Here is a 23,268-nt window from a genome sequence, read left to right as displayed (position 1 = left end):
ATCTGTTGTGGTTGAGGATTCGGCGGCCTGCGGGCCGCCATTTTTATGCTGTCAGCGTCCGGCTACCGGCCACCAGTGCCAGGATTATCGCGGTTAACGTCTGCTGACCTTCTGCCTGACTGATATCGCCGCGCACCACCGCGCCGGCTATCGCATCTGCGGCCCCCAGCATCCCCCACATCCCGGCCTCAGCAATCCCGTTTTCGCCACTAAAAGGCGCAAACCAGTGCTGACAGCGGGCGATAAAGTCGAGCTGATAATGGCGTTTAACGGCGGCAAGTTCAGGCGAGGTGCTGAGCGCTGAAAGCAATTCAGGGATTTCACGCCCCTCCGTCATCACGCAATCCACATAACAGGCGGCGAGCACCTCCGCTTTCTGTTGTAGCACTACGGGCGCGGCACGCATGGCCGCCTCCATCAGGTCAGTCTGGCGGCGATCAAAGTCGGCATAGAGCGCCGCCAGCAGACCATGTCGGGTGATGAAGTGATCGTACACTACCGGCTTACTGACTCCCGCGGCTTCGCCAACCCGGGCCAGCGTCAAAGCCTCACTGCCTTCGGCCTGCATCAACTGCCATGCAACGTCTAACAACTGTCTGCGTCGGGCTTCACGCGACAGACGCGGCCTGGCGGACTTTTCACTGATCATAAGGTCTCCGATCGGCAAACAAACCCTGACCCAACTGCTGGGCCTGTTGAAAGTGCGACTCAGGATAGCCCTCATCGCCGGTCAGCAACAGTTCGCTGGTCACCACCGGCGCGCCACAGTAATCAAAGATGCCATGATCAATCTGATTCCGCATGCTGGCGAAGTAGCCGTGCCGCAGGTAGGTTCGGGTATCGGCAGCCCCCAATGCAATCAGATGAACAGGAAGATGGCCGAGACGTTTCACTATCCGCCCGTCCTGCTCCTGATAAGCCCAGCCCTGAGTGAAGACCCGATCAATCCAGCCTTTCAGCTGCGCCGGAAAGGACCACCAGTAGACCGGATAGACCAGCACCAGCGCATCGGCGCGATCCACGCGTTGCTGTTCTGCCAGCACATCCGGCGGCGAAGCAGCCAGCCCTTTGAACTGTGCGACATCACCGGGATTGAAACGCGGATCAAATCCTTCTGCTGCCAGGTCTGCCCGTTCAACCGTATGGTGGACTGTGGCGGTTATCCCCTGCTGCAGTTGGTCTGCAACGCGGTGAGTATGAGCATCCCGATCGGGATGGGCTGTCACTATTAATGCGTGCATCGTCGTCACCTGCCTTGAGTTACCGGTAAGTTACTAAAGGTAGGTTACGGTTAGTAGGTTAGCAAGCACTGTTTTACACCGGTGGCGCAGACCGCATTGACGGTTTAAACGCCGCGGTCGCCCGTAGCGCCTGTTCAAGCCGGTGTGAGTCAATAGTAAAGGGCAGATCCGCCAAGCTGGCGGCGGGGAAATGAATATCCTGGGCGATCTGCCGCAGCGCTGCATCAGGAAGAGTGGCGGGCAGCGTCAGCGGACTGTAGAAACGCCGCAGCAGTGATAACAGTGTCGGCTCCACCTGACCGTTATCCTGCTCGATCAATGAATGCACCAGCAGGCTGAAGCCCACCTTTTCACCGTGCAGCCAGTGATGAAGTTCAGGCTGATGCGTCAGCCGGTCGTGAATCACATGCGCAAAGCCGGGAGTCGCCATGCTGTCCTGAATGCTGTTCGCCAGTCCGGCCAGCACAATATTGGCTTCGATAATTTTTTCCAGCGCGGGGGTCACCTGCTGCGCGATGTTGGCCGCCACGGCCGCTTCGCCCCAGCGTTCACACCATTCCAGTGCCTGCCTGGCGGCGTTGACTTTCAAATCCAGCGCCAGCCGGTGCGGCGTCTGCCGCTGATAGGGTTCAAACTCAATCCATTTCGCCAGCGCATCTACCATGCCGGCGCGCAGATAGCGTATATCGCTGTTGGCAATCACCTCGCTATCCACCAGAATCCACTCCGGCATACAACTGAGCGGCTGGCTGCGCAGATGACCACCCTGTTGATTGTAAATAATCGCCAGCGGTGACCAGGCCGCGCAGGTCGCTGCCACCGTCGCCATATTAACCAGCCGTACCTGCGGCAGCGCATCATTGATCGCTTTGGCGCAGTCCAGCACCCGGCCGCCGCCGATCGCCAGAATCAGCGATGCGCCATGCGTCTGCACCTGTTGCTGGAGATCGGCAATCGCCGCATCGGTGCATTCACCGGGCAAATAGTCGAGCTGCCAGCGTATGCCGGCCTGCTCCAGACTGATACTGAGCTGCGGGTTGACCGCTTGCCAGGCGCGCGGCGAGGTCAGGATATGAATATGCGTGGCCAGCGGCCGGATGATTTCACCCACCTCCGCCCGCAGGCCGGGACGTTGCAGATAGCCTTTCGGCGACATCACACGAAACATCAGCGCCCCTTAGCGACGATAGGCCAGCGAACGGACCAGCCGATCGCCCAGTTTTTGAATCAGCATCACCAGCGCCAGCAGCACCACGATGGTGGCCGCCATAATCTGGTTATCAAAACGCTGATAACCGTAACGGATCGCCAGATCGCCCAATCCCCCTCCGCCGACTACACCGGCCATCGCTGAGAAGCCAATCAGCATCACAATGGTCAGGGTAATGCCCGCCACCAGCGCCGGTAACGCTTCCGGTAGCAGGACGCGACTGACGATATGCCACAGGGTGCCGCCCATCGACACCACCGCTTCAATCCGTCCGCGATCCACCTCATCCAGCGCGTTCTCGACGATGCGGGCAAAAAAGGGAAAAGCGCCCAGGGTGATCGGCACGATCGCGGCGGTACTGCCCAGCGTGGTGCCCACCAGTAAGCGGGTAAACGGAATCAGCGCGATCAACAGCACCACAAACGGCAGCGCCCGGCCCGTATTCACCAGCGCATTCAGCAGCCATGACACTCCCCGGTTAGGCAGAATGCCCTGCGGGCGGGTCAGAAACAGTAAGACGCCAACCGGCAAACCGATCGCCACGGTAAACAGGGCCGCCAGCAGCACCATGTAAAGCGTTTCTCCGGTGGCGTTCAGCAGCAGTTGCTGAAAACGTTCGCTGGTCAGGCTACGCATCGTGTCAGGGCTCCACGCTGATATTTTTCGATAAAGGCCCGGTCCGCTTCGCCATCTTTCAGCAAAAGCTGCCGCAGACGTCCCTCTTCACGTGCCATGATCTGACTCAGTGACCCGCTCTCCACCAGCCGGCCCTGTTCAAGCAGCGCGGCACCGTCGCAGATCCGTTTCACCACCGTCATCTCATGGGTGATGAGCACGATAGTAATATTCAGCTGCTGCTGAATATCCGCCAGTAAATCCAGAATCGATGCGGTGGTTTCAGGGTCAAGCGCGCTGGTTGCTTCATCACACAGCAAATAACGCGGCCTGGCCGCCAGCGCGCGGGCGATACCGACCCGCTGTTTTTGCCCGCCGGAGAGCTGCGACGGCCGCGCCGCTGCAAAAGGGGTCAGCCCAACCAGTTGCAGCAGTTCGCTGACCCGCTGACGCCGCGCGGCGGGCGGTACGCCAGCGATCTCCAGTGGCAGGTCGATGTTGTCATGCACATTGCGCGAGTGCAGCAGATTGAAGTGCTGAAAGATCATCCCCATCTGCTGCCGCTGCTGGCGCAACTGCGCCAGGCTCATGGCGGCAATGTCCGCTCCATCAATCTCAATCTGGCCACTGGACGGAGTCTCCAGCCGGTTCAGGCAACGCAGCAGGGTACTTTTCCCGGCGCCGCTGCGGCCTAAAATGCCAAAAATTGTCCCCTCTTCGATGGTCAGCGACAGGTCATCCAGGGCGGGGGTTGCCGCGCCGGGATAGTGTTTGCTGAGATGTGAAAGTTTAATCATGCTGCGGGTCCGCTACCGGGATCACCGAGCCGTGATAATTTTTGCGGATAAAGTCGGCCACCTGCGGCGAGCGCAGATCTTTCGCCAGCTGCAGAATACGCGGATCTTTAACCAGCCCGGGCGTGGTCACCAGCAGGTTGGCATACGGATTGTGATTCGCTGACTCCAGTCCCAGCGCATCTTTCGCTGGCGTCAGCCCCGCCTCCAGCGCGTAGTTGCCATTGATCACCGCCGCATCCACATCATCCAGCGCCCGTGGCAGCTGCGGTGACTCAATCTCAATGATTTTGATCTGTTTCGGGTTGTCGCTGATATCTTTTGGCGTCACCAGCGTTGAACCCGTTTCGCCCTGGGCGCCCAGTTTAATCAGCCCTTTGTCCTGCAACAGCCACAGCGCCCGGCTCAGGTTGGTGGAGTTGTTCGGCACCGCGATGCTGGCACCCTGCGGCAGGGCCGACAGGCTTTTCACTTTATGAGAGTAAATGCCCAGCGGCTCTATGTGCACACTGGCCGCCACCGCGAAGGTTTTCCCCAGCGCTTTTTCCTGATCTTTCAGATAAGGCAGATGCTGGAAATAGTTGGCGTCGACATCACCTGATGCCAGCAGCTCGTTGGCATTCACGCCGCCGCTCAGCTCGACGATTTTAAAATCGAGTGTCGGATCGAGGGTTTTGACATATTCCAGAATTTCCGCGTGTGGCACCGGATCGGCTGCGACACGTAATGGCGCTGCCTGCAAACTCTGAGCAATCAGCAAAGTGAGCCCGGCAAGGGCTAAGACGCGCTTTTTAATCATCATTTATCTCTTATTATCAGTGTTGAGCTTGTTCAGGGTAGAAACGCTGGGCGACTTCCGGATGGGAACGTAACCGGCCTTTGAGGTAGTTCCAGCCCACTTCACGTAACAGCGGATTAAGCGGATCGCTGCTCGGTCCCTGCGCCAGCCGGGCCAGCGACGGCGGCAACTGATAGATCGGCACCACGGCATCCAGCTGCGCCCCCAGGAAGAAGGCGATAGAGAGCCGTTCACTGGCCTGCTGAGGCGACACCACCCGATGCACGGTGGCGCGCAGGTAGCCGTTGGTCGCCAGCTCCAGCAGTTCGCCGATATTCACCACAAAAGCGCCGGGCAGCGGCGATGCGTCAACCCAGTGGTCAGGCGTAACCTCCACCTGCAAGCCTGGCTGATCGTCCTGCAGCAGCAGCGTCAGAAAGCCTGTGTCTTTATGCGCACCCACGCCCTGACGCGATTCGCTGTCGGTACGACCCGGGTAGCGGATCAGCTTAATGTGTTCGTTGGGGTAGTCGCCATACAGGTTGTCGAAGGCGTGACGCGGCAGATCCAGCGCCTCGGCAAAGGCCCGCAGCAGCTCCAGCGCCACCGAGGTCATCTCCTGCTGCCAGCGGGTCACCACCGTTTGCAGCTCAGGCAGCGCGGCGGGCCACTGGTTCGGACCCTGCATCCGCTGCCAGGCGGGAGACTCAGCGGTGACCGGCAACGCCTCGCGTTCAGCGCCAATATCAAACTGTTCACGGAAATCAGGCTGGCTGCGGGTAATTTCAACACCGGCAAGGTTATAGCCGCGGAAATGGGGCGAATTGGCCATTCTGACCGATAATTTATCCTGCTCGGGTAAAGCAAAAAAATCCCGGGAGACGCGCTGAACCGCATTTAATAAATCAGTATCAATGCCGTGATTAATTAAATAAAAGAAACCGACATCGCGCGCTGCCTGGCCTAATTTTTCAAGGCACTGCTGCTGCTGTTGTTTATTACCGGACAATAACGCGAAATCAATGATCGGTAATGATGATGACGTTAACTCACTCATTATTGACACCCTGTTGGCATGGAATGAATTAACCTTGCCAGTTCACCGGGTGTTTAACTACCAACTAATCCTGCAATCGATATTCAGACGGCGGGAATAACGCGATTATTCTTAACCGCCTCATTATTCAGTGCTTATTCAGTGGGCCACCGGACAAATTCCGGCGGCTGCCAGGCGGTGATAGCGGGTAACGGCGCGTCATAGCGCACGATATCGACAAAGCAGGTCTGGGCGCTGCATCCCTGCCCCAGTCGCGAGCTGCCGCAATCGCGGGTCAGCACGTTAGGGTTACCGTGTTTATCCAGCGGCAGGTCGCCATCCTGATCCAGCGGGTCATACCAGGCGCCGGTCGACATCTGTACCACGCCAGGCCGGATATCCTGCGTCAGATGAACACCCGCCAGCACCGCCCCGCGCCCATTAAACACCTTCACAATGCTGTTTTCGCTGATGCCGCGCGGTACCGCGTCATCCGGGTGCATCCAGAGCGGCTCGCGTCCGGCAATTTTGGTTTGCTGGCTGATACGCCCGTGATCGTACTGACTGTGCAGCCGGGTACGCGGCTGGCTGGAGAGCAGATGCAACGGCCACTGCTGCTTCTCCTGCTGCTGCGCCTGATATTCGTCCGGGTCCCACCAGGCAAATCCTGGCGCTTCGGCGTAGCCAAAACCGGCGACCGTCTGCGAAAACAGCTCAATCCGGCCAGAAGGTGTCGTCAGCGGTGCGGCATCAGGATCGTCACGAAATGCCTGCAACAGGATCTGCGACGTATCGGGCAGCGGATATTCCAGCTTGCCGGCGGCCCGGAACGTATCGAAGTCGGGCAGCACAATGCCCTGCTCCGCGGCGCGTGGGCGTGATGCATCGTAGATTGCCGCTAACCACTGGCGTACATCACGTCCTTCAGTGAAGCGCTCAGCGAAGCCAAGCCGTTCTGCCAGTGCAGCAAAAATCGCATAGTCAGACTGCGATCCGGCAAACGGCGGCAGATGCTGCGGCATGGCGATCATAAAACCATCATTGCTGGCACTGCCGATATCTTCGCGCTCAAGCGAGGTGCTGGCGGGCAGCACGATATCGGCAAACTTCGCCTGGGCAGTCCAGAACTGCTCATGCACGATAATGGTATCCGGCTGCTGCCAGGCGCGGATCAGCTTGTTGAGGTCCTGATGATGATGGAAAACGTTACCGCCCGCCCAGTAGACCAGCCGGATATCAGGGTAAGTCCGCTGCTGCCCATCAAATGCATAGCTGCCACCAGGGTTCAGCAGCATGTCAGCAATACGCGCCACCGGAATGTTTTGCTGCACCGGGTTGTGATCGGCAGGCAGTCGGGGACCGGAAAACTGACGCCGGGCAGCACCCGCCAGGTTGGTCGAGGCATAGCCAAAACCCAGCCCGCCACCCGGCGTGCCAATCTGGCCCAGCAGCGCCGTGGTGGCAACCGCCGCCCAGAACGCCTGTTCGCCCTGCCGCGCACGCTGCACCGACCAGGCAATATTGACCATGGTTTTGCTTTCCGCCATCTGCCGCGCCAGCTGGCGGATCTGCGCCGCCGCTAATCCGGTCAGTGGCGCGGCCCATTCCGGGGTTTTCACCACGCCGTCCCGTTCGCCGGTCAGATAAGCGGCATATTCATCGAACCCCACCGTGTAGCGGGCCACAAAGTCGGCGTCGTAGCGGGATTCCGCAATCAGCACCTGACCGATTGCCAGCAGCAGCGCGGTATCAGAGCCGGGCTGAATCGCCAGCCATTCCGCATCCGGCACCGCCGACAGATCGTTTCTGACCGGGCTGACATTAATAAAGCGGGTGCCGTTCTGGCGCAGCGTCGTCAGCCAGTGCGCCAGTGCATGATCGCTGGCCCCGCCGCCATTGACCTGGGCATTGCGGAGCGGCAAGCCACCGATCGCGACAAACAGCTCGCAATGCTGCGCCAGTACCGGCCAGTGGGTGTGCTGACGCTGCAACGTGTCGAGATCGCCGAGGATATGCGGTAAGGTGCGTTCACCGGCGGCAATACTGTAGGTGTTGGTGCTGCCGGTATAGCCGCCAAAACCGTTGAAGAAGCGGTGCAGCTGACTCTGCGCATGGTGAAAGCGTCCGGCACTCGACCAGCCGTAAGAGCCTGCATAAATGGCCTGAGTGCCGTGCTGCCGCCGCACCCGCGCCAGCTCATCCGACACCAGCTGTAACGCGTGTTCCCAGCTCACCTCAACAAACGGCTCTTTGCCGCGTGACTGGCGCGATGCGGGCTTACCCTGCAGGTAACCCAGCCGCACCGCCGGGTACTTCACCCGCGTGTCACTGTGTATCGCGTCCGGCAGCGACTGACCAATCAGAGAAGGATTGCGATCCCACGCCACCGGCGTTACCGCTGTCAGCCGCCCCTCTTCGGTGGTGACGTGATAAGTCCCCCAGTGCATCACGGCTAAATCACTGTTTTTCATTGGTTACTCGCGGCGAATACGACGCGACAGGCGCGTCCCCAGGGTTTGTAACAGCTGAACGATCACGATCAGCACCAGTGCGGTGGTGAGGGTGGCAAAGGCATCAAAACGTTGGTAGCCGTAGGTGATCGCCAGATCCCCTATCCCGCCGCCGCCTACCGTGCCGGCCATAGCAGTCGCACCCAACAAGCCGATGGTGGCCGTGGTCAGGGCGAGAACCAGCGACGAGGCGGCTTCCGGTAACATGAAGTACCAGATGGTCTGAAAGGTCGTGGCCCCCATGGCATTGGCAGATTCAAGAATGCCCTCATCGACCTCCAGCAGCGCACTCTCCACCAGCCGGGAAATGTAGGGCGCAATAAAAATCACCAGCGGGACGATGGCACCGGCGGTGCCGATAGTGGTGTTCACCAGCAGACGGGTCAGCGGCAGAATAGTAATCAGCAGAATAATAAACGGCAGCGAACGGATAATGTTCACCACCGGATTGAGGATTTGATGCATCAGCCGGTTCGGCATGATGCCGCCAGGACGGCAAATCACCAGAATCACGCCCAGCGGCAGGCCAAGCAGCGAACCAAACCCCAGCGATACGCTCACCATCACCAGCGTGTCCTGCAAGGCGATTAAAAACTGGTCGCCGGTAACCGCAGTATCAAACAGATCAGATATCACTGATTTTCACTCCTGTTGCCGTCAGAAAATCCTTTGCCGCCGCGATTTGTGCCGGCTCCCCGCTGAGCTGAACGATCATGAAGCCAAGAATGGTGCGCTGCACTTCCGACATATTGGCGAACAGGATATTGACCTCGACGGCAAAATTGCGGATCAGATGATGGATAATCGGCTGCTGGGCGGTGCTGCCGACGAATTCCAGCCGCAGTGACTGCAGGTTCGGCTGCTGGCTCAGCAGCGCCATCGTCTGCTGTGGCAGCCGATCATGGATCACCGATTGCACAAAGCTGGCGCTGACCGACTGTTGCGGATCGGCAAACAACGCCAGCACGTCACCCTGTTCAGCAATCCGGCCTTGCGCCATCACCGCCACTTTGTTGCAGATTTTTTGCACCACCGACATCTCATGCGTGATCAGAACGATGGTGATGCCGTAGCGCTGGTTAATCTCCTGCAGCAGCAACAAAATCTGCACCGTGGTTTGTGGGTCCAGCGCCGACGTCGCCTCGTCACACAGCAGAATGGCGGGGTTGGTTGCCAGCGCCCGGGCAATCCCGACGCGCTGTTTCTGGCCGCCGGAGAGTTCATCCGGATAACTGTGGGCCTTGTCGCTCAGGTTGACGAACGCCAGCAGCTCTTCAACCCGTGCAGTAATAAAAGCCTTATCCCGCCCCTGTAAAATCAGCGGGATCGCCACGTTATGAAAAACCGTCCGGGCATTCAGTAAATTGAAGTGCTGGAAAATCATGCCGATCTGCTTTTTGACCTGATTCAGGCGCGCTTTGCTGACGCCCTGTAACGCTTCGCCCTGCACCTCAACCGTGCCCGCCGTCGGCGTTTCCAGATGATTGATAAGCCGCAGCAGAGTACTTTTTCCGGCCCCGCTGGTGCCGATGACGCCGAAAATGTCGCCCTGATTAATGGTCAGGTTAACGTTATCCAGCGCCTTAACCTCAACGCCATTACGCGAGAAGGTTTTACTCACCTGGCGAAAGACGATAGTTGGCTGGCTCATTTGAAATAATCTGGCAGCAGATAGCCGCTATATTGCGGATCACTGACGATATACTGTCTGAATTCCGCTGAGTGATAGCCGGCAATAATATCGCGGGCAAACGCCGCCTGTTTATTCTTTCCGGCGACGGTAACCACGTTAATAAACTGACTGGTCGGTGCTTCCAGCTTCAGCGCTGAACTCAGTTTTATGCCGCTTGATACCGCGAAATTGCCCTGAATTACGCCAAAATCGACATCCGGCAACGCCCGCACCTGCTGCGCGTTATCCATCTCTTTCAGCACGATTTTGTACGGGTTTTCGCTGATGTTTTTCTGTGAAAATGTCGCTGCGTCACTGTCAGGATTGATCTTCAGCCAGCCGATGCTCTGTAACAGTAGCGCGGCGCGATATTCATTAGAGGGCTGATTCGGTACCGAAACCGTTGTACCCGGCGCTGGCGTAGGCAGTTGTCTGACGCGCTCAGAATAAAGCCCCATCGGCGGTGTCGGCACCTGAACAATGCCGACATTATCGATACCGAGCCGGTCATTAACCGATTTGAGATAGACCGGATGCTGCATGATATTGGCGTCAATAGTGCCACGGTGTACCGCGTCATTAACCTGAATACCATCGCTGAAATCTTTATATTCGATTTTATATCCCTGCTTAATTAGCCAGGGTGCAACCCCTTTTTCAAACTGCTCTTTATAGGGGCCGGGATTAAAGCCAATACGAATCACTTTTTCTTCCGCAGCATGGGCGGTGGAAATGAGCGTTGCGGCGGCGGCCATCAGATACCACGTTCCCTTAAAACTGATGCGCATAAAAAACCTTATTCATTATTGTGAGAAAAATTGATTTAATCACAGCCGCTGTAATCAGGAATAGTTAAAACCCGCCCGTCGCTTTGGCTTTTTTATGCTAACGATAGTTGTCTGCTGGAAATTCATTTAACGGCAATCGATAGTGTTATTTCTGCTAAAAAGGAATCACCAGGCTGTGTCATGCTCTGCCGCTTAGCAGACACTTTTCGGGGATATTATGGCGGAGTTTGCAGCATCGGAAATGGTGGCAGGGCTGGAGGAGAACCTCTTCAGTCTGTTAGAAAAGCAGGCGGCGCAGTTCGATGACCCGCACCTGCCGTTAATCGATCTCTCTTCGGGCAGTCCGCGCCAGCCGACACCGCCCGGCATTATTGCTTCCCTGCAGGCAGCCGCGGCGCAGCCTGAAAATCATGAATATCCCTCTTTCTGGGGCAAACCTGCGTTGCGCCGGGCTATTGCTGACTTTTATCAACGGCAGTACGGCGTGACACTCGATCCTGACAGCGAAATTGCGGTGTTTCAGGGAGCGCATATTGCGGTTAACGGCCTGCCGCGCGCGCTGCTCAACCCAGGCCAGGTGCTGATTTCCACCGATCTCTGCTATCCACTTTATCGCTCAGCGGCCCGCCAGGCGAATGCGGATTTTTACGGCATTCCGCTGGAGGCGAGTAACGCTTTCCTGCCGGACTTTAACGCGATCCCGGCGCCGATAGCAGCACGTGCCGGACTGCTGTTGCTGAATTATCCACATAACCCGACCGGCGCACTGGCGACGCCCGCGCTGTTTGCCGCCGCGCTGGCCTTTGCCCGTCAGCACCATGTGCCGCTGATGCACGACTTTGCCTATGCCACTCTCGGCAGCCAGCGCGGCGAACAGCCGATCAGCCTGCTCGCTCAGCCTGACGCCAAAGCATGGGGAGTGGAAATTTATACTCTGTCGAAGAGCTTTCTGATGGCCGGCTGGCGGATCGGCTTTGCCGTTGGCAATGCCTCGATCATCGCGGCGTTTAAAAAGTTGCATACCCACAGTTACAGCACGGTCTATGGTGCCGTGCAGGATGCCGCCATCACCGCGCTGGGATTGCCGTCTGAACAGATCGCGCAGCTGACCGAATGCTGGCATCAGCGACGGGTGCAGGTGCTGGCTAAGCTGGCCAGGCTGCGCTGGCCGGTACCATCCCGTCAGGGCACCTTTTTTCTCTGGCTTGCCACGCCATCTGGCATGACTGGCAAGCAGTTTGCCGCCCTGTTACTGGAGCAGGCACATCTGCTGGTCGCGCCTGGCGAAGGTTTCGGTCCGGCGGGTCAGCACTATATTCGCATCAGCCTCACCGCAGAGACGGATTTAATTATGCGCGCCCTTGATCGCGTTGCAGCGCTGAAATTATTTGGTTGATGCGGCCAGTATTATTAAATTATCAGCCCCAGCCATTCCGATAATAAAATCTGTAATTCGGTTACAAAATATTGATAAGCGTAAGCAGGGATGAATAAACAGACCCTGCTGCGTTTGTCAGGAACTGCGGTTATTTACTCCAAAAACTTGCAATAACTTACAATAATGGTCTAAGGTTTGGCGGCTGCGGTTACCAGCCGCTTCGCTTAACTATTATTCGGCTTCTTATAGCTTTCATTTCCACGGTTTCTTCTGAACATTATTTTGCGGCTGCGAAAGCTATAAGACTCCTTTATTTGAAGCATTTGAGGGGAATATGGACACCAGAAACTTATCGTCTGAACATCCAAAGAAACACTTCTGGAACAGGAAGCAAAAAGAGCTGACTGTTGATGACATTACCGTGATCGATAACGACATGCTGAAGCGTGCCGTGGGCGCTGCCGCACTGGGTAATGCGATGGAGTGGTTTGATTTCGGCGTGTACAGCTATCTCGCCGTGATTATCGGCAAAGTTTTCTTTCCGGATGCCAATAACGCGGTTCAGTTGATCGCCACTTTTGGTACTTTTGCTGCGGCCTTCCTGGTGCGTCCGATTGGCGGCCTGGTGTTTGGCCCGCTCGGCGACCGTATCGGCCGGCAGAAAGTGCTGGCGATGACCATGATCATGATGTCGATCGGTACCTTCTGTATCGGGCTGATCCCGGCATATTCATCGATAGGCATCATGGCACCGATCCTGTTGCTGGTGGCGCGTCTGATTCAGGGTTTCTCAACCGGCGGTGAATATGGTGGTGCGGCGACCTTTATCGCTGAATACTCTACCGATAAACGTCGTGGTTTTATGGGCAGCTTCCTGGAGTTTGGCACCATCGGCGGTTACCTGCTGGGCGCCAGCCTGGTGACGGTGATGACCACCCTGATGTCGAATGAAGCGATGATGACATGGGGCTGGCGCGTACCGTTCTTTATCGCCGCGCCGCTGGGTCTGTTCGGACTCTATGTGCGTCTGAAACTGGAAGAGACACCGGCATTCCAGCAGCATATGGAAAAACAAGAGGCGCTGGAGCAGAGTAAGCCGCGTCTGACGCTGATGCAGATGCTGAGCAAATACCGCGCACCGATGCTGAAATGTATCGGACTGGTGCTGCTGTTTAACGTTTCGAACTACATGCTGACCTCCTACATGCCGAGCTATCTGACTGGCGTTCTGGGTCTGCCCGAACTGAGCGGTCTGCTGCTGGTGATGGTGGCGATGTTTGTGATGATGCCGCTGACGCTGCTGTGGGGGCGCTGGACGGACCGCATTGGTCGTCGCCCGGTGATTGGTTTTGGTGCGGTAGGTCTGATCCTGCTGGCAATTCCCAGCTTTATGCTGATCGGCTCCGGTAATATGTGGGCGGTGTTTGGCGGGCTGCTGATTCTGGGCGTACTGCACACCTGCTTTAGCGGCACCATGCCCTCTACGCTGCCCGCGCTGTTCACCACTGACATTCGCTATAGCGCACTGGCGATCGGTTTTAACCTGTCAGTATCGCTGTTCGGTGGCACCACGCCGCTGATCACCGCCTGGCTGGTGGATACCACCAAAAACAACATGATGCCCGCCTACTACATGATGGGTGCCGGTGTGATTGGTCTGATCACTATCCTTACGGTGCATGAAACCGCCCGTCAACCGCTGACCGGCTCATCGCCTGCGGTGGCCACCAAAGCCGAAGCGCAGCGCCTGATTGATAAGCTGCGCAAACGCCCTAAGCCCACGGCAGCGCCGGCAAAATAGCCTGACCGACGACACCCTGCATTTGCAGGGTGTCTTTTTATCAGCCGTCGGTTATTTCCCTGCCGGATTCAACTGCCTGAAGCGCGCGACTTTAGCCCGATTGCCGCACAGCGCCATACTGCACCAGCGACGACGATGTGCTTTGGTGCGATCGTAAAACCACAGGGTACAGGCCGGGTGTTCGCAGGCCCGCAGCCGGCTGACATCCTCCTGCGTCAGTAACGTCGCCGCCTGTTCTGCAACCCGCCCCAGCTGCTGCATCGCAGTGTGATCCGGATAAACCCGCCGAAGCTGCAGCCCACCGTCACCGTCATTATCGAGCTGCAAATGGCTCTCTGCCACCTGCAGATAAGCGTTAAGCGCCTGCGGATCAACCGCCGCGCCCGCTTTCAGCTGCTGTACCGCATCACGAATGATCTGCCGCAGCTGTCGCGCTGCCTGTAACAATGCACCTGGCTGGTACTGAACCGGCGTGGTGTTTGTCACCAGATCGGCCTGCTGTAGCCAGGCCTCGACATCCCGATCGCTTTGCCAGAAATCGTGCGGCTGGCCGTCGACCTGGCTACCGTGTTAATGAAATCCAGTGCCGGATGATCCGCCAGAAACCACGGTCTGCGGGTTAATTGTGTGCTTCTCCGCCATCTCTTTATCCTGTATCGCCAGTATCCGCTGCGGCCAATGTAACCGATGAAAACACTTTTGAACAGTTACAGTGGCGTCAGGTAACCATTAAAAGTATCTTTACAGGTTACAAAGAGGGTGCATAATGACTTTTCGTAACCCCTTAAACATAGCTTTAACAGTTACAGGAAGCGCCCATGTCGATTCAACCGGTACCGATCGCCTACCGCTATCAGCAAGCTGACGGCGTAAATATTTTTTATCGTGAAGCGGGCAATACTGCGCTGCCTGCGCTGCTGTTGCTGCACGGCTTTCCCACCTCGTCTCATCAATTCCGCGATTTAATTCCGCTGCTGGCCGATAAATTCCACATTATTGCCCCCGACCTGCCCGGTTTCGGCTTTACTGAGGTGCCTGCGGAACGCAACTATCCGTATACCTTCGATGCCTTTGGTCAGACGCTGACCGCCTTTGTGGATGCATTAGGGCTTAAGCGCTATGCGATGTATGTTTTCGATTATGGTGCGCCTGCCGGGCTGCGGCTGGCGCTGGCTTATCCCGAGCGCGTCAGCGGATTGATCTCTCAAAATGGCAATGCTTATCTGGAGGGGCTCGGTGATGCCTGGGCGCCGGTGCGGGCTTACTGGGACGATCCGACCGAAGCAAATGGAGAGGTGATCCGCGACGCCATCCTGACGCCGGAAGGCGTTAAGTGGCAGTATTTGCATGGCGTCAGCGATCCGCAGCAGATCGCGCCGGAGAGTTATACCCTCGACACGCTGTTAATGGATCGCCCCGGCAATAAAGAGATTCAGCTCGCGCTGTTTCTGGATTACGCCAGCAATCTGCGGCTCTATCCGGCCTTTCAGGCCTTCTTCCGCCAGCAGCAGCTGCCGACCCTGGTGATCTGGGGCAAACACGATCCGTTCTTTATTCCGCCTGGCGCGGCGGCCTGGCAGCGCGATAATCCGCTGGCGGTGGTGGAGATGCTGGAGAGTGGCCATTTTGCGCTGGAAACCCATACCGCTTACATCGCCCAGCGTATCCGCGAAATGTTCAGCGGCGACTAACCGTCTCTGCTGCCGTAAAGTCACTCACCTTACGGCAGGCTGTTCACGCAGGATTACTCGTTACTGAAGCGGCCCACGGTACTGGCCGCGCCAATCGCGTGACCTTTAAGCTGGCTCAGCAGCTCCGTCTGGGTTAACCCCGCTTTGAGCTGGCCTGCCGGCAGATCGGTCGCAATCAGCACGAAGTTATAATGATGCAGACCGCTGCCCGCTGGTGGACAGGGTCCGTAATAGTGTTGAGTGCCAGGGGTATTTTTGCCGCCGGTATACCCTTTGCCCTGCGTCAGTTCGCCCTGAGCAAAGGCGCTGCGATCCGGCGCAATGTTATAGGCTACCATATGCGTCACGCCCTGCCCTTTAGCGCCCACCGGATCGGTCATCAGCAGGGCCAGACTGCGGGTGCCGGCGGGAACGGCAGACCAGTTAAGTTCTGGTGAAATGTTCTCGCCAGTGCAGGACGGATTACTTTTATTCGCACCGGCAAACTTTTTATCCAGCAGCGCATTATCGCTGAAATCTTTTGACTGCAAGGTAAATACTGACGCTGCCAGGGTGGTCGCAGGCAGCGTAGCCAGCATCATTGCACAGAGTAATTTCTTCACCAGTCACTCCTTTACAGGGTTTTATCAGGGTAAATTGCGGCAGGCTAGCGGGTTGTTGCCGGTTGCTGCTGCTTAAATATAACGGTTTTGTAAGATTTAGCGGCTTTATGCCGGGATCAGCCTGATAAGCGATGCGGAGCGCGACGCCGTTGTTCTTTAGCAATTTAATCGATATAAGTTAACGCTTCTGAATAATAAACAAGACAATGCTCAGCCTTGTCACCCGGAAGCAGAATTAATGCAGATCGAAGACCTCCGGATCTACGTCGCCGTCATTCATGCAGGCAACTTTACCGCAGCGGCGGACCAGTTAATGTTATCGAAGCAGTATGTGAGTCGTCGTATGGCCGCGCTTGAAGCCTCGCTTGGCGCACGCCTGCTGATTCGAAATACCCGCAAACTGTCAGTAACTGATGCCGGTCTGCTGTTCGCGCAGCACGCCCAGCGCATTCTTGATGACATTCAGGAAGCGGAGCTGGCGGTATCGGAACAGCGTCAGACTCTGCGCGGCAGCTTTCGCATCAATCTGCCGATGTCATTTGGCATGAACCATCTTTCGCCGCTGATCGCGGAGTTTCTCAGCCAGCATCCGGCACTGCAGTTTCAGATTGAGCTGGCCGACCGCTATGTCGATGTGATTGGTGAAGGCGTTGATATGGCAATCCGCATTGGCGCACTGGCCGACTCCACACTGATTGCCCGTCCGTTAGGCGAGCTGAAACGGGTGATTTGTGGCAGTCCCGCCTATCTGGCCCGGGCCGGCACGCCACAACAGCCGGAAGAACTGCTGCAACACGCCTGCCTGCGCTATGGTCGGGAGGGTCAGAATGGCTGGGAGTTACAGGTCAGCGGCAAACCTAAATGGCTGGCAGTCCAGGGGCCGATGGTCAGCAACAACGGTGAAGTGCTACTGGATGCGGCGCTGGCGGGCCTGGGGCTGGTCCTGCTGCCCGAGTTCATTGTCGGTCCTGCGTTACAGCGGGGCGAGCTGGTGACGGTGCTGGAACCGTTTCATCCGACGTCGCTGGCGCTGAATGCGGTTTACCCCCAGCACCGTCAGCGCAGTGAGGTAAACCGTCAGTTACTGGCCTTTTTACAGGCGCGACTACTCTCCTAACCGCGCCGTCAGCGTTAACCTTTATTCAGGGCGGCAAACACCCGTGCCACCGCCACCGCACCGGGATCGGGTACGCCATTGAGATTATCGCTGTTGAGGTAGGATGAGCGTCCCGCTTTGGCTTTACCCATGGTGGCGGTGGCGTCGCTGCCCTGCTGCGCCGCAGCGGCCACCTCCGCCAGCGATTTGCCTGCGACCATCGCCTCAATCACCGGTTGCAGCGCATCGATCAGGGTACGATCACCCTGTTGCGCGCCACCATACTGCTTCATTTTTTCCAGCCCCTGCTGCAGCGCGGCGGGCAAGGCATCGCCTTCAGCCAGTTGCTGAGCAGCTGCGGTAAAGAAAATGGCCATCAGCACGCCGCTGGAACCCCCCATCACCGTGGCCAGCCGTTCTCCGGTGACCGCGAGCAGATCAGGTAACGCGTTGAGCGGCAGCTGGTTGTCCGCACATTCGCGCTGGATCTGGCGAGCACCGGCAGCGAAGGTCGAGCCGGTGTCACCATCGCCCACCTGCGCATCCAGCTGGTTCAGTTCACTTTCACTGGCGATCAGGGTTTCGCATATGCTGTTCACTATACGGGCGACAGCCGGATTTTCCGAAGGCGTGGCGGTATGTTCAGTCACCTGCTGCTCCGCACTAACCGGCTGTAATTCACTCAGTTTAATCGCCTTCGCCCAACCCGTAACCTCTACCGGCGCACAAAGCGCCTGTTCAAACAGGGGTGTCAGCGTCATGCTGGTAACCGAAAAACCTTTCATATCCAGCGCCGTCATCAGCGGCGCGGGTCCAATCAGATAGCTGACCTGCTGGCTAAGTGACGAAGCAATCAGGTCACGGGTGACCAGACTCATCTCCAGCGCCGACATGCCGCCCAGATTATTGACCAGCAGCGCCCGCGGCTGCTGCGGATCGCCCTTCTGCATCACTTTCTCCAGCAGATGCTGCACAATTTGCTCGCTGTTCTGCGTTTTCAGCACGTCCACGCCCGGCTCACCATGGATACCCAGCCCCATCTCAACGCTGCCCTCCGGCACGCGTTGACCGCTCTGTTCATCAGGCAGATGGCAGCTCGATAGCGCCACACCCATGCTCGCGATGGCCTGGCTGGCTGACTCTGCTGCCGCGGTCACTGCCGCCAGATCGTCACCACGTTCGGCGACAAAACCCGCCACTTTATGCACCAGCAGCGTACCGGCTACCCCACGCGGCTGAGGATTATCGGGCAAAGCGACATCATCACCCACAATCACCATGTTGACCATAAAGCCCGCTTTGCGCGCTTTCTCCGCCGCCAGACCAAAATTGAGCCGGTCACCGGTGTAATTTTTGACGATCAACAGGCAGCCCGCGTCACCGGTCAGATTGATAATGGCGTTATACACCGCATCGACGCTGGGCGAGGCAAACAGATCGCCGCACACCGCGGCCGTCAGCATCCCTTTACCAATAAACCCGACGTGCGCCGGTTCATGCCCCGATCCGCCACCGGAAATCAGCGCAACCTGCTGTTTCTGCCACTCTTTACGCATCACGATACGGATGCGAGGCGCGACCGCCAGCCGCACCAGATTGCCCCATGGGCTGGCGTAAATCATGCCGTCTAACGCGCTATCAACAAGGTCATCCTTTTTGTTCATTACGAACCGGGTCATGGCTTTTCCTCTTATGAAAGTGTCAGTTGCTCCTGACGAAGTGTTACACAGCAAAAGAAGACGTGGGGAAATTCACGCCGCTAAGCGCAGAAATCAGACTGTTCGGCACGCGTCACCGCCGGGCGGTCTGCGGCACGTCTGCCTCCAGTCGATACACTTCTCGTTAATTGATTGATTTTTATCAAATGCCTTTACCTTTTTCTGAGAGCTTATGCGCAGAACGTCACTGATTAAACGCGGAAGGTAAATGTTCATTTGTTAACAGAGGATGTTTTGATGACCCAACGTATGATTCTGAATGAGACCGCCTGGTTTGGCGCGGGTGCGTTACGCCATTTACCGGAAGAGGTTCAGCGTCGTGGAATGCGTAAAGCGCTGATCGTCACTGATAAAGCACTGGTGGCAGCCGGTGCTCTGAAGCGGGTGACAGATTTACTGGCACAACATCAGCTCAACTGGGCACTCTATGATGAGGTTGTCCCGAACCCTACCATTCGGGTGGTGCAGGCAGGGGTTGAATGTTTTAAACGATCGGGTGCTGACTATCTGATCGCCATTGGCGGCGGGTCACCGCAGGACACCAGCAAAGCGATCGGCATTATTATCAATAATCCTGAGTTTGAAGATGTGCGCAGCCTTGAAGGCGTCTCCCCCACCCGCCATCCCTGCGTGCCCATCATTGCCATTCCGACCACCGCCGGTACGGCGGCGGAAGTGACCATTAACTACGTCATCACCGACGAAGAGAACCGCCGCAAATTCGTCTGCGTTGATCCGCATGACATTCCTAAAGTGGCAATAATTGATGCCGAAATGATGGCCAGTATGCCCGCCTCGCTCAAAGCCGCGACCGGTATTGATGCCCTGACCCACGCGATAGAAGGATACATTACCCGTGGTGCCTGGGCGTTAACCGATATGCTGCACCTCAAGGCGATTGAGATGATCAGCCACTCGCTGCGTGACGCGGTGGCGGGAAACATCGATGCGGTGGAGCAGATGGCGCTGGGCCAATATGTGGCGGGCATGGGGTTCTCCAACGTCGGACTGGGGCTGGTTCACGGCATGGCCCATCCGCTGGGTGCGTTTTATAACGTGCCGCACGGCGTGGCTAACGCGATTTTACTGCCGCAGGTGATGGCGTGGAATGCGCCCGCCACCGGCGAAAAATATCGCGATATTGCTCATGCGATGGGCGTGAAGCAGGTGGATACCCTGTCGCTCGATCAGGCGCGACAGGCGGCTGTGGAAGCGGTCAGACAGCTCTGCCAGGATGTAGGCATTCCGCGATCCCTGCGGGAAGTCGGCCTGCAGGATAAGGATATTGCTGCGCTGGCCCAGGCGGCGCTGGATGATGTCTGTACCGGCGGTAACCCTCGTGAACCCAATCTCGATGAGGTAATGGCGTTGTATCTGCAGAGCTAACGCCTGTGCCTGCAGCACGCGCTGCGCGCTGCAGGCAAACCGGTCCGCCTGCTCCGGCCGGCCGGTTTCTTAACCTCTGCTTCGCCAGCGCGCTTTCTCGTCAGTCAACGGCAGCCGGCAACGGCTCAACCGCTTTTTAGCCGCCCGGTTTCAGCCTGAAATCGCCCGTTCCTCTCTCAACTTATCACCGCGTACAGCGTGCAGTTTCTTTAGATTTTTAACGGCGTTTGACTTGATCTGGATCACAAAAATCCGCATTATGCGCTGCGAAAACCTTAATGACGCTGCGGAGATATCAATGACACTGTACCAGGGTATGCTAATTTTTTATGCCGTTGTTGCATTGGTCGCTACGCTGATCACCTTCTTTATCGCTAAAGATAAACTGAGCATTAAACTGCTGAGCGCATTTTTAGTCGGGGCAACCTGGCCGATGAGTTTCCCGGTCGCATTGATGTTTGCTCTGTTTTAATTGACAATTTACGCTTTCCCACCACACTGAGGTATATACGCCTCTGGCCGGATATCACCTGGCCACCGACGTTTGTTTGCTCAAGATAATCTCATTAAGGAGCGGATATGCGTTTTCTCAGCCTGATGATGGTAGTTACTGCCCTGACCGCCTGTAGTGCCCAACCGGGTAATGAAAAACCGGTGACTGCCAGTGAAACCCGTCAGCAAACCTGCCCGCCGGGTACCAATCCTAATCAAAACGATTGTGGTCATTTTCCGGAACCCGAATTTCACTGACACAGTAAGCTATCCCTGCAGCCTGACTCGTTCTCGCAGTCACTGGCAGAGGGGTGAAAGTGTGACGACACAAATATCAACGGATAACAAGGCTTTACAGCGGTAATAGCGGTCAGTAAAGTAGCGTCCAGACATCACTTGTGATGCGTAAGCGTTAACGTCAATCAACGCCCCCGCAGCGCTGCTGCCTGTGACGATTATCCTGATGACCCCAGTTAAACACGTTTCTACCTCTCAACCGCGGTTTTCCAGCGCCGCTTTTTTTCTGTTCGTTCTGCTACTCACTGCCGCTAACCTGCGTGCCCCGATCACGGCTGTTGGCCCGGTGTTGCAGGATATCCGCCTGACGTTTGGCCTGACCGCCGGTGAAGCAGGGCTGTTTAACTTTATCCCGCTGATGCTGTTTGCCCTGCTGGCGCCGGTGGCGGCCTGGCTGGGCAACCGTATCGGGCTGGAACGCAGTTTGTGGGGCGCGCTCTGCCTGATTACTGTGGGTTCACTGATGCGCTGGCTGCCTGCCGAAGCGGCATTATGGGGCGGCACCCTGCTGCTGAGTGCCGGTATCGCGGCGGCAAATGTACTGCTTCCGCCGTTGATAAAGCGCGACTTCACCGCCCATACCGCCAGATATATCGGCCTCTACGCCGCCACCATGTCGATTACCGCCAGTCTGGCATCGGGCGTGGCAGTGCCGCTGAGTCAGTTATCGCCAGCGGGCTGGCGGCTGTCGCTGGTAGTCTGGGCGCTGCCCGGGCTGGTGGCGCTGATTGCCTGGCTGCCGCTGTTACGTCGTCACGCCACTACCCTGCCGCCCTCCTCAGAAATGGTGGCACCTCGTCATCCCTGGCGGTCGCCCGGAGGCTGGCAGATTGCGCTGTTTATGGCGCTGCAGTCGCTGGCGTTTTATACCCTGATTGACTGGTTCGCGCTGTATGCCCAGGCCAATGGCTTTAGTCAGGCTGCTGCGGGCTGGCTGCTGTTCTGGTATCAGGCGATAGCGATCGTCGCCAATCTTGGCTGCATGGTGGCGCTGAAGCGGGTAAAAGATGCCCGGCTCACCGCCTTTGTTGCCTCCACCGCCATTTTTCTGGGGATGCTGGGCCTGCTGTTACTGCCGCAGGCGGCGCTGGCCTGGCTGACGCTGGCCGGACTCGGCGCGGGCGCGTCGCTGGTGCTTTGCCTGTCGTTATTTAATCTGCGGGCCAGTAATCATCGCCAGGCCTCACAGCTGTCGGGTATGGCTCAGTGCGTCGGTTATGCACTGGCGGCGCTCGGGCCGCTGTTTTTTGGCGTGCTGCATGACTACAGCGGCAACTGGACCTTACCGTTCACCTTGTTGACCGGCCTGAGCCTGCTGCAGATGCTGCTGGCTCCGCTGGCCGCCCAGTCAAAGCCCATCGGCTGACTCTGCGCTTCGGTATGGCTGACAACGGCAGAAAATTAGCCTTGATTCGCTGGCCGCTGACACTCATCATCCCGGCCAGTAATTATCGACGGGAGAAGAGTGCGTGTCCGATCTGAGTAATGATCTGCTACAGGAAGTGCTGGACCAGGTGCGTCCACTGGTCCACCAGGGAAAAGTGGCCAATTACATTCCGGCGCTGGCGGACGTTGCCGCTGACCATTTAGGGATTGCCGTCTGTCTGCGTGACGGCACGCTCTATCAGGCGGGCGATGCGGAAACACGTTTTTCGATTCAGTCGATCTCCAAAGCGCTGTCGCTGACCGTCGCGCTGACCCGCTATGACGACGGTGAAATCTGGCAGCGGGTCGGCAAGGAGCCGTCGGGCCAGCCGTTTAATTCGCTGGTGCAGCTGGAGCTGGAACAGGGCAAGCCCCGCAATCCGTTTATCAACGCCGGTGCGCTGGTAATTTGCGACCTGCTGGAGACCCGCCTGACCGCGCCGCGTCAGCGAATGCTGGAGATCGTGCGTCAGCTAAGTCAGCAGCCAGATATCAATTACGATCGCCATGTCGCCCGCTCCGAGTTCGAGCATTCCGCGCGCAATGCCGCCATCGCCTGGCTGATGAAATCGTTCGGGAATTTTGATAACGACGTCACCAGCGTAATGCAAACCTATTTCCACTACTGCTCGCTATCGATGAGGCTTAGTAGAAACAGGAAATTGCAGGAAGTAGGATTTAAGTACGGTTAAAGCAGATGCTTACCGCAAAGCGACTAACTACTCAGCAGGTAGTAAC

The 23,268-nt window shown here is 57.3% G+C and carries 22 protein-coding genes and 2 pseudogenes; 9 read left to right on the top strand and 15 right to left on the bottom strand.

Annotated elements, in window-relative coordinates; translation table 11 throughout:
- Positions 1-43: 43 nt before the first annotated feature.
- The 11 genes from HA41_RS00885 to HA41_RS00835 all read right to left on the bottom strand — a co-directional run bounded on the left by HA41_RS00885 (position 44) and on the right by HA41_RS00835 (position 10,611).
- Positions 44-649 carry a TetR/AcrR family transcriptional regulator gene (locus HA41_RS00885; RefSeq protein WP_094119162.1) on the bottom strand — a complete coding sequence of 202 codons (606 nt, stop codon included), beginning with the start codon at positions 647-649 and terminating at the stop codon, positions 44-46.
- The gene (locus HA41_RS00880; protein WP_094119161.1) at positions 639-1,241 is read right to left on the bottom strand and encodes an NAD(P)H-dependent oxidoreductase; all 603 of its coding nucleotides are present in this window, start codon (positions 1,239-1,241) and stop codon (positions 639-641) included. The genes HA41_RS00885 and HA41_RS00880 overlap by 11 nt, the downstream gene beginning before the upstream one ends.
- A gap of 73 nt (positions 1,242-1,314) precedes the next feature.
- On the bottom strand, positions 1,315-2,409 hold the full coding sequence (locus tag HA41_RS00875; protein WP_094119160.1) for an iron-containing alcohol dehydrogenase family protein: 1,095 nt from the start codon (positions 2,407-2,409) through the stop codon (positions 1,315-1,317).
- A 9-nt stretch (positions 2,410-2,418) separates the two neighbouring features.
- Entirely contained in the window at positions 2,419-3,087 is a 669-nt protein-coding gene (locus tag HA41_RS00870) for a methionine ABC transporter permease (protein WP_094119159.1), read from the bottom strand.
- Entirely contained in the window at positions 3,075-3,863 is a 789-nt protein-coding gene (locus tag HA41_RS00865) for a methionine ABC transporter ATP-binding protein (RefSeq protein ID WP_094119158.1), read from the bottom strand. The genes HA41_RS00870 and HA41_RS00865 overlap by 13 nt, the downstream gene beginning before the upstream one ends.
- Positions 3,856-4,659 carry a MetQ/NlpA family ABC transporter substrate-binding protein gene (locus HA41_RS00860; RefSeq protein ID WP_094119187.1) on the bottom strand — a complete coding sequence of 268 codons (804 nt, stop codon included), beginning with the start codon at positions 4,657-4,659 and terminating at the stop codon, positions 3,856-3,858. Before HA41_RS00860 ends, HA41_RS00865 begins: the two co-directional genes overlap by 8 nt.
- Before the next feature lie 16 nt (positions 4,660-4,675).
- Positions 4,676-5,695, bottom strand: coding sequence for an isopenicillin N synthase family dioxygenase (locus tag HA41_RS00855; protein ID WP_094119157.1), 1,020 nt, complete (start codon positions 5,693-5,695; stop codon positions 4,676-4,678).
- 134 nt (positions 5,696-5,829) lie between these two features.
- The gene (locus tag HA41_RS00850) at positions 5,830-8,145 is read right to left on the bottom strand and encodes a molybdopterin-dependent oxidoreductase (protein WP_094119156.1); all 2,316 of its coding nucleotides are present in this window, start codon (positions 8,143-8,145) and stop codon (positions 5,830-5,832) included.
- A gap of 3 nt (positions 8,146-8,148) precedes the next feature.
- Entirely contained in the window at positions 8,149-8,817 is a 669-nt protein-coding gene (locus HA41_RS00845) for a methionine ABC transporter permease (RefSeq protein WP_094119186.1), read from the bottom strand.
- Positions 8,810-9,835 (bottom strand): methionine ABC transporter ATP-binding protein, encoded by a 1,026-nt coding sequence (locus HA41_RS00840; protein ID WP_094119155.1) that lies wholly within the window; start codon positions 9,833-9,835, stop codon positions 8,810-8,812. Before HA41_RS00840 ends, HA41_RS00845 begins: the two co-directional genes overlap by 8 nt.
- Positions 9,832-10,611: a MetQ/NlpA family ABC transporter substrate-binding protein gene (locus tag HA41_RS00835; protein ID WP_208612729.1), complete on the bottom strand. Its 780-nt coding sequence runs from the start codon at positions 10,609-10,611 to the stop codon at positions 9,832-9,834. The genes HA41_RS00840 and HA41_RS00835 overlap by 4 nt, the downstream gene beginning before the upstream one ends.
- Before the next feature lie 250 nt (positions 10,612-10,861).
- Between HA41_RS00835 and HA41_RS00830 the strand changes: the two genes are divergently transcribed.
- Together HA41_RS00830 and proP are read left to right on the top strand one after the other, a co-directional pair.
- Entirely contained in the window at positions 10,862-12,040 is a 1,179-nt protein-coding gene (locus HA41_RS00830) for an aminotransferase class I/II-fold pyridoxal phosphate-dependent enzyme (protein ID WP_094119153.1), read from the top strand.
- Between the two features lie 316 nt (positions 12,041-12,356).
- Positions 12,357-13,823: a glycine betaine/L-proline transporter ProP gene (proP, locus tag HA41_RS00825; RefSeq protein ID WP_094119152.1), complete on the top strand. Its 1,467-nt coding sequence runs from the start codon at positions 12,357-12,359 to the stop codon at positions 13,821-13,823.
- Between the two features lie 51 nt (positions 13,824-13,874).
- Here proP and HA41_RS21575 read toward each other — a convergent pair whose 3' ends face one another.
- Both HA41_RS21575 and HA41_RS21570 read right to left on the bottom strand, forming a co-directional pair.
- Positions 13,875-14,084, bottom strand: coding sequence for a CGNR zinc finger domain-containing protein (locus HA41_RS21575; RefSeq protein ID WP_341865058.1), 210 nt, complete (start codon positions 14,082-14,084; stop codon positions 13,875-13,877).
- A 9-nt stretch (positions 14,085-14,093) separates the two neighbouring features.
- A pseudogene (locus HA41_RS21570) lies at positions 14,094-14,321 on the bottom strand (ABATE domain-containing protein); the annotation flags it as partial.
- 320 nt (positions 14,322-14,641) lie between these two features.
- Here HA41_RS21570 and HA41_RS00815 point away from each other — a divergent pair.
- On the top strand, positions 14,642-15,514 hold the full coding sequence (locus HA41_RS00815; protein WP_094119151.1) for an alpha/beta fold hydrolase: 873 nt from the start codon (positions 14,642-14,644) through the stop codon (positions 15,512-15,514).
- Between the two features lie 53 nt (positions 15,515-15,567).
- Here HA41_RS00815 and HA41_RS00810 read toward each other — a convergent pair whose 3' ends face one another.
- Complete coding sequence (locus HA41_RS00810; RefSeq protein ID WP_094119150.1) at positions 15,568-16,116, bottom strand: YbhB/YbcL family Raf kinase inhibitor-like protein; 549 nt, start codon at positions 16,114-16,116, stop codon at positions 15,568-15,570.
- Positions 16,117-16,354: 238 nt separating this feature from the next.
- Between HA41_RS00810 and HA41_RS00805 the strand changes: the two genes are divergently transcribed.
- Complete coding sequence (locus HA41_RS00805) at positions 16,355-17,233, top strand: LysR family transcriptional regulator (RefSeq protein ID WP_094119149.1); 879 nt, start codon at positions 16,355-16,357, stop codon at positions 17,231-17,233.
- A 14-nt stretch (positions 17,234-17,247) separates the two neighbouring features.
- Here the strand turns inward: HA41_RS00805 and HA41_RS00800 are convergent, their stop codons facing one another.
- Entirely contained in the window at positions 17,248-18,891 is a 1,644-nt protein-coding gene (locus HA41_RS00800; RefSeq protein WP_094119148.1) for a dihydroxyacetone kinase subunit DhaK, read from the bottom strand.
- A gap of 276 nt (positions 18,892-19,167) precedes the next feature.
- Between HA41_RS00800 and fucO the strand changes: the two genes are divergently transcribed.
- The 5 genes and pseudogenes from fucO to HA41_RS00780 form a co-directional block, all read left to right on the top strand.
- Positions 19,168-20,316: a lactaldehyde reductase gene (gene fucO, locus HA41_RS00795; RefSeq protein ID WP_094119147.1), complete on the top strand. Its 1,149-nt coding sequence runs from the start codon at positions 19,168-19,170 to the stop codon at positions 20,314-20,316.
- Between the two features lie 298 nt (positions 20,317-20,614).
- Entirely contained in the window at positions 20,615-20,788 is a 174-nt protein-coding gene (locus tag HA41_RS00790; protein WP_008924737.1) for a GhoT/OrtT family toxin, read from the top strand.
- A 107-nt stretch (positions 20,789-20,895) separates the two neighbouring features.
- Positions 20,896-21,066 (top strand): hypothetical protein, encoded by a 171-nt coding sequence (locus HA41_RS21060; RefSeq protein WP_167373369.1) that lies wholly within the window; start codon positions 20,896-20,898, stop codon positions 21,064-21,066.
- A gap of 205 nt (positions 21,067-21,271) precedes the next feature.
- A complete protein-coding gene (locus tag HA41_RS00785; RefSeq protein WP_094119185.1) occupies positions 21,272-22,471 on the top strand; it encodes a CynX/NimT family MFS transporter in 1,200 nt (399 codons plus the stop codon).
- 103 nt (positions 22,472-22,574) lie between these two features.
- Positions 22,575-23,171: pseudogene (locus HA41_RS00780) on the top strand (glutaminase); the annotation flags it as partial.
- Between the last annotated feature and the right edge of the window lie 97 nt (positions 23,172-23,268).

Origin of the sequence: Pantoea conspicua (assembly GCF_002095315.1) — a bacterium.
In the GTDB taxonomy this organism is placed as follows: domain Bacteria; phylum Pseudomonadota; class Gammaproteobacteria; order Enterobacterales; family Enterobacteriaceae; genus Pantoea; species Pantoea conspicua.
The sequence above is the reverse complement of the archived record's forward strand: the minus strand, read 5'-3'. Positions and strand labels throughout refer to the sequence as shown.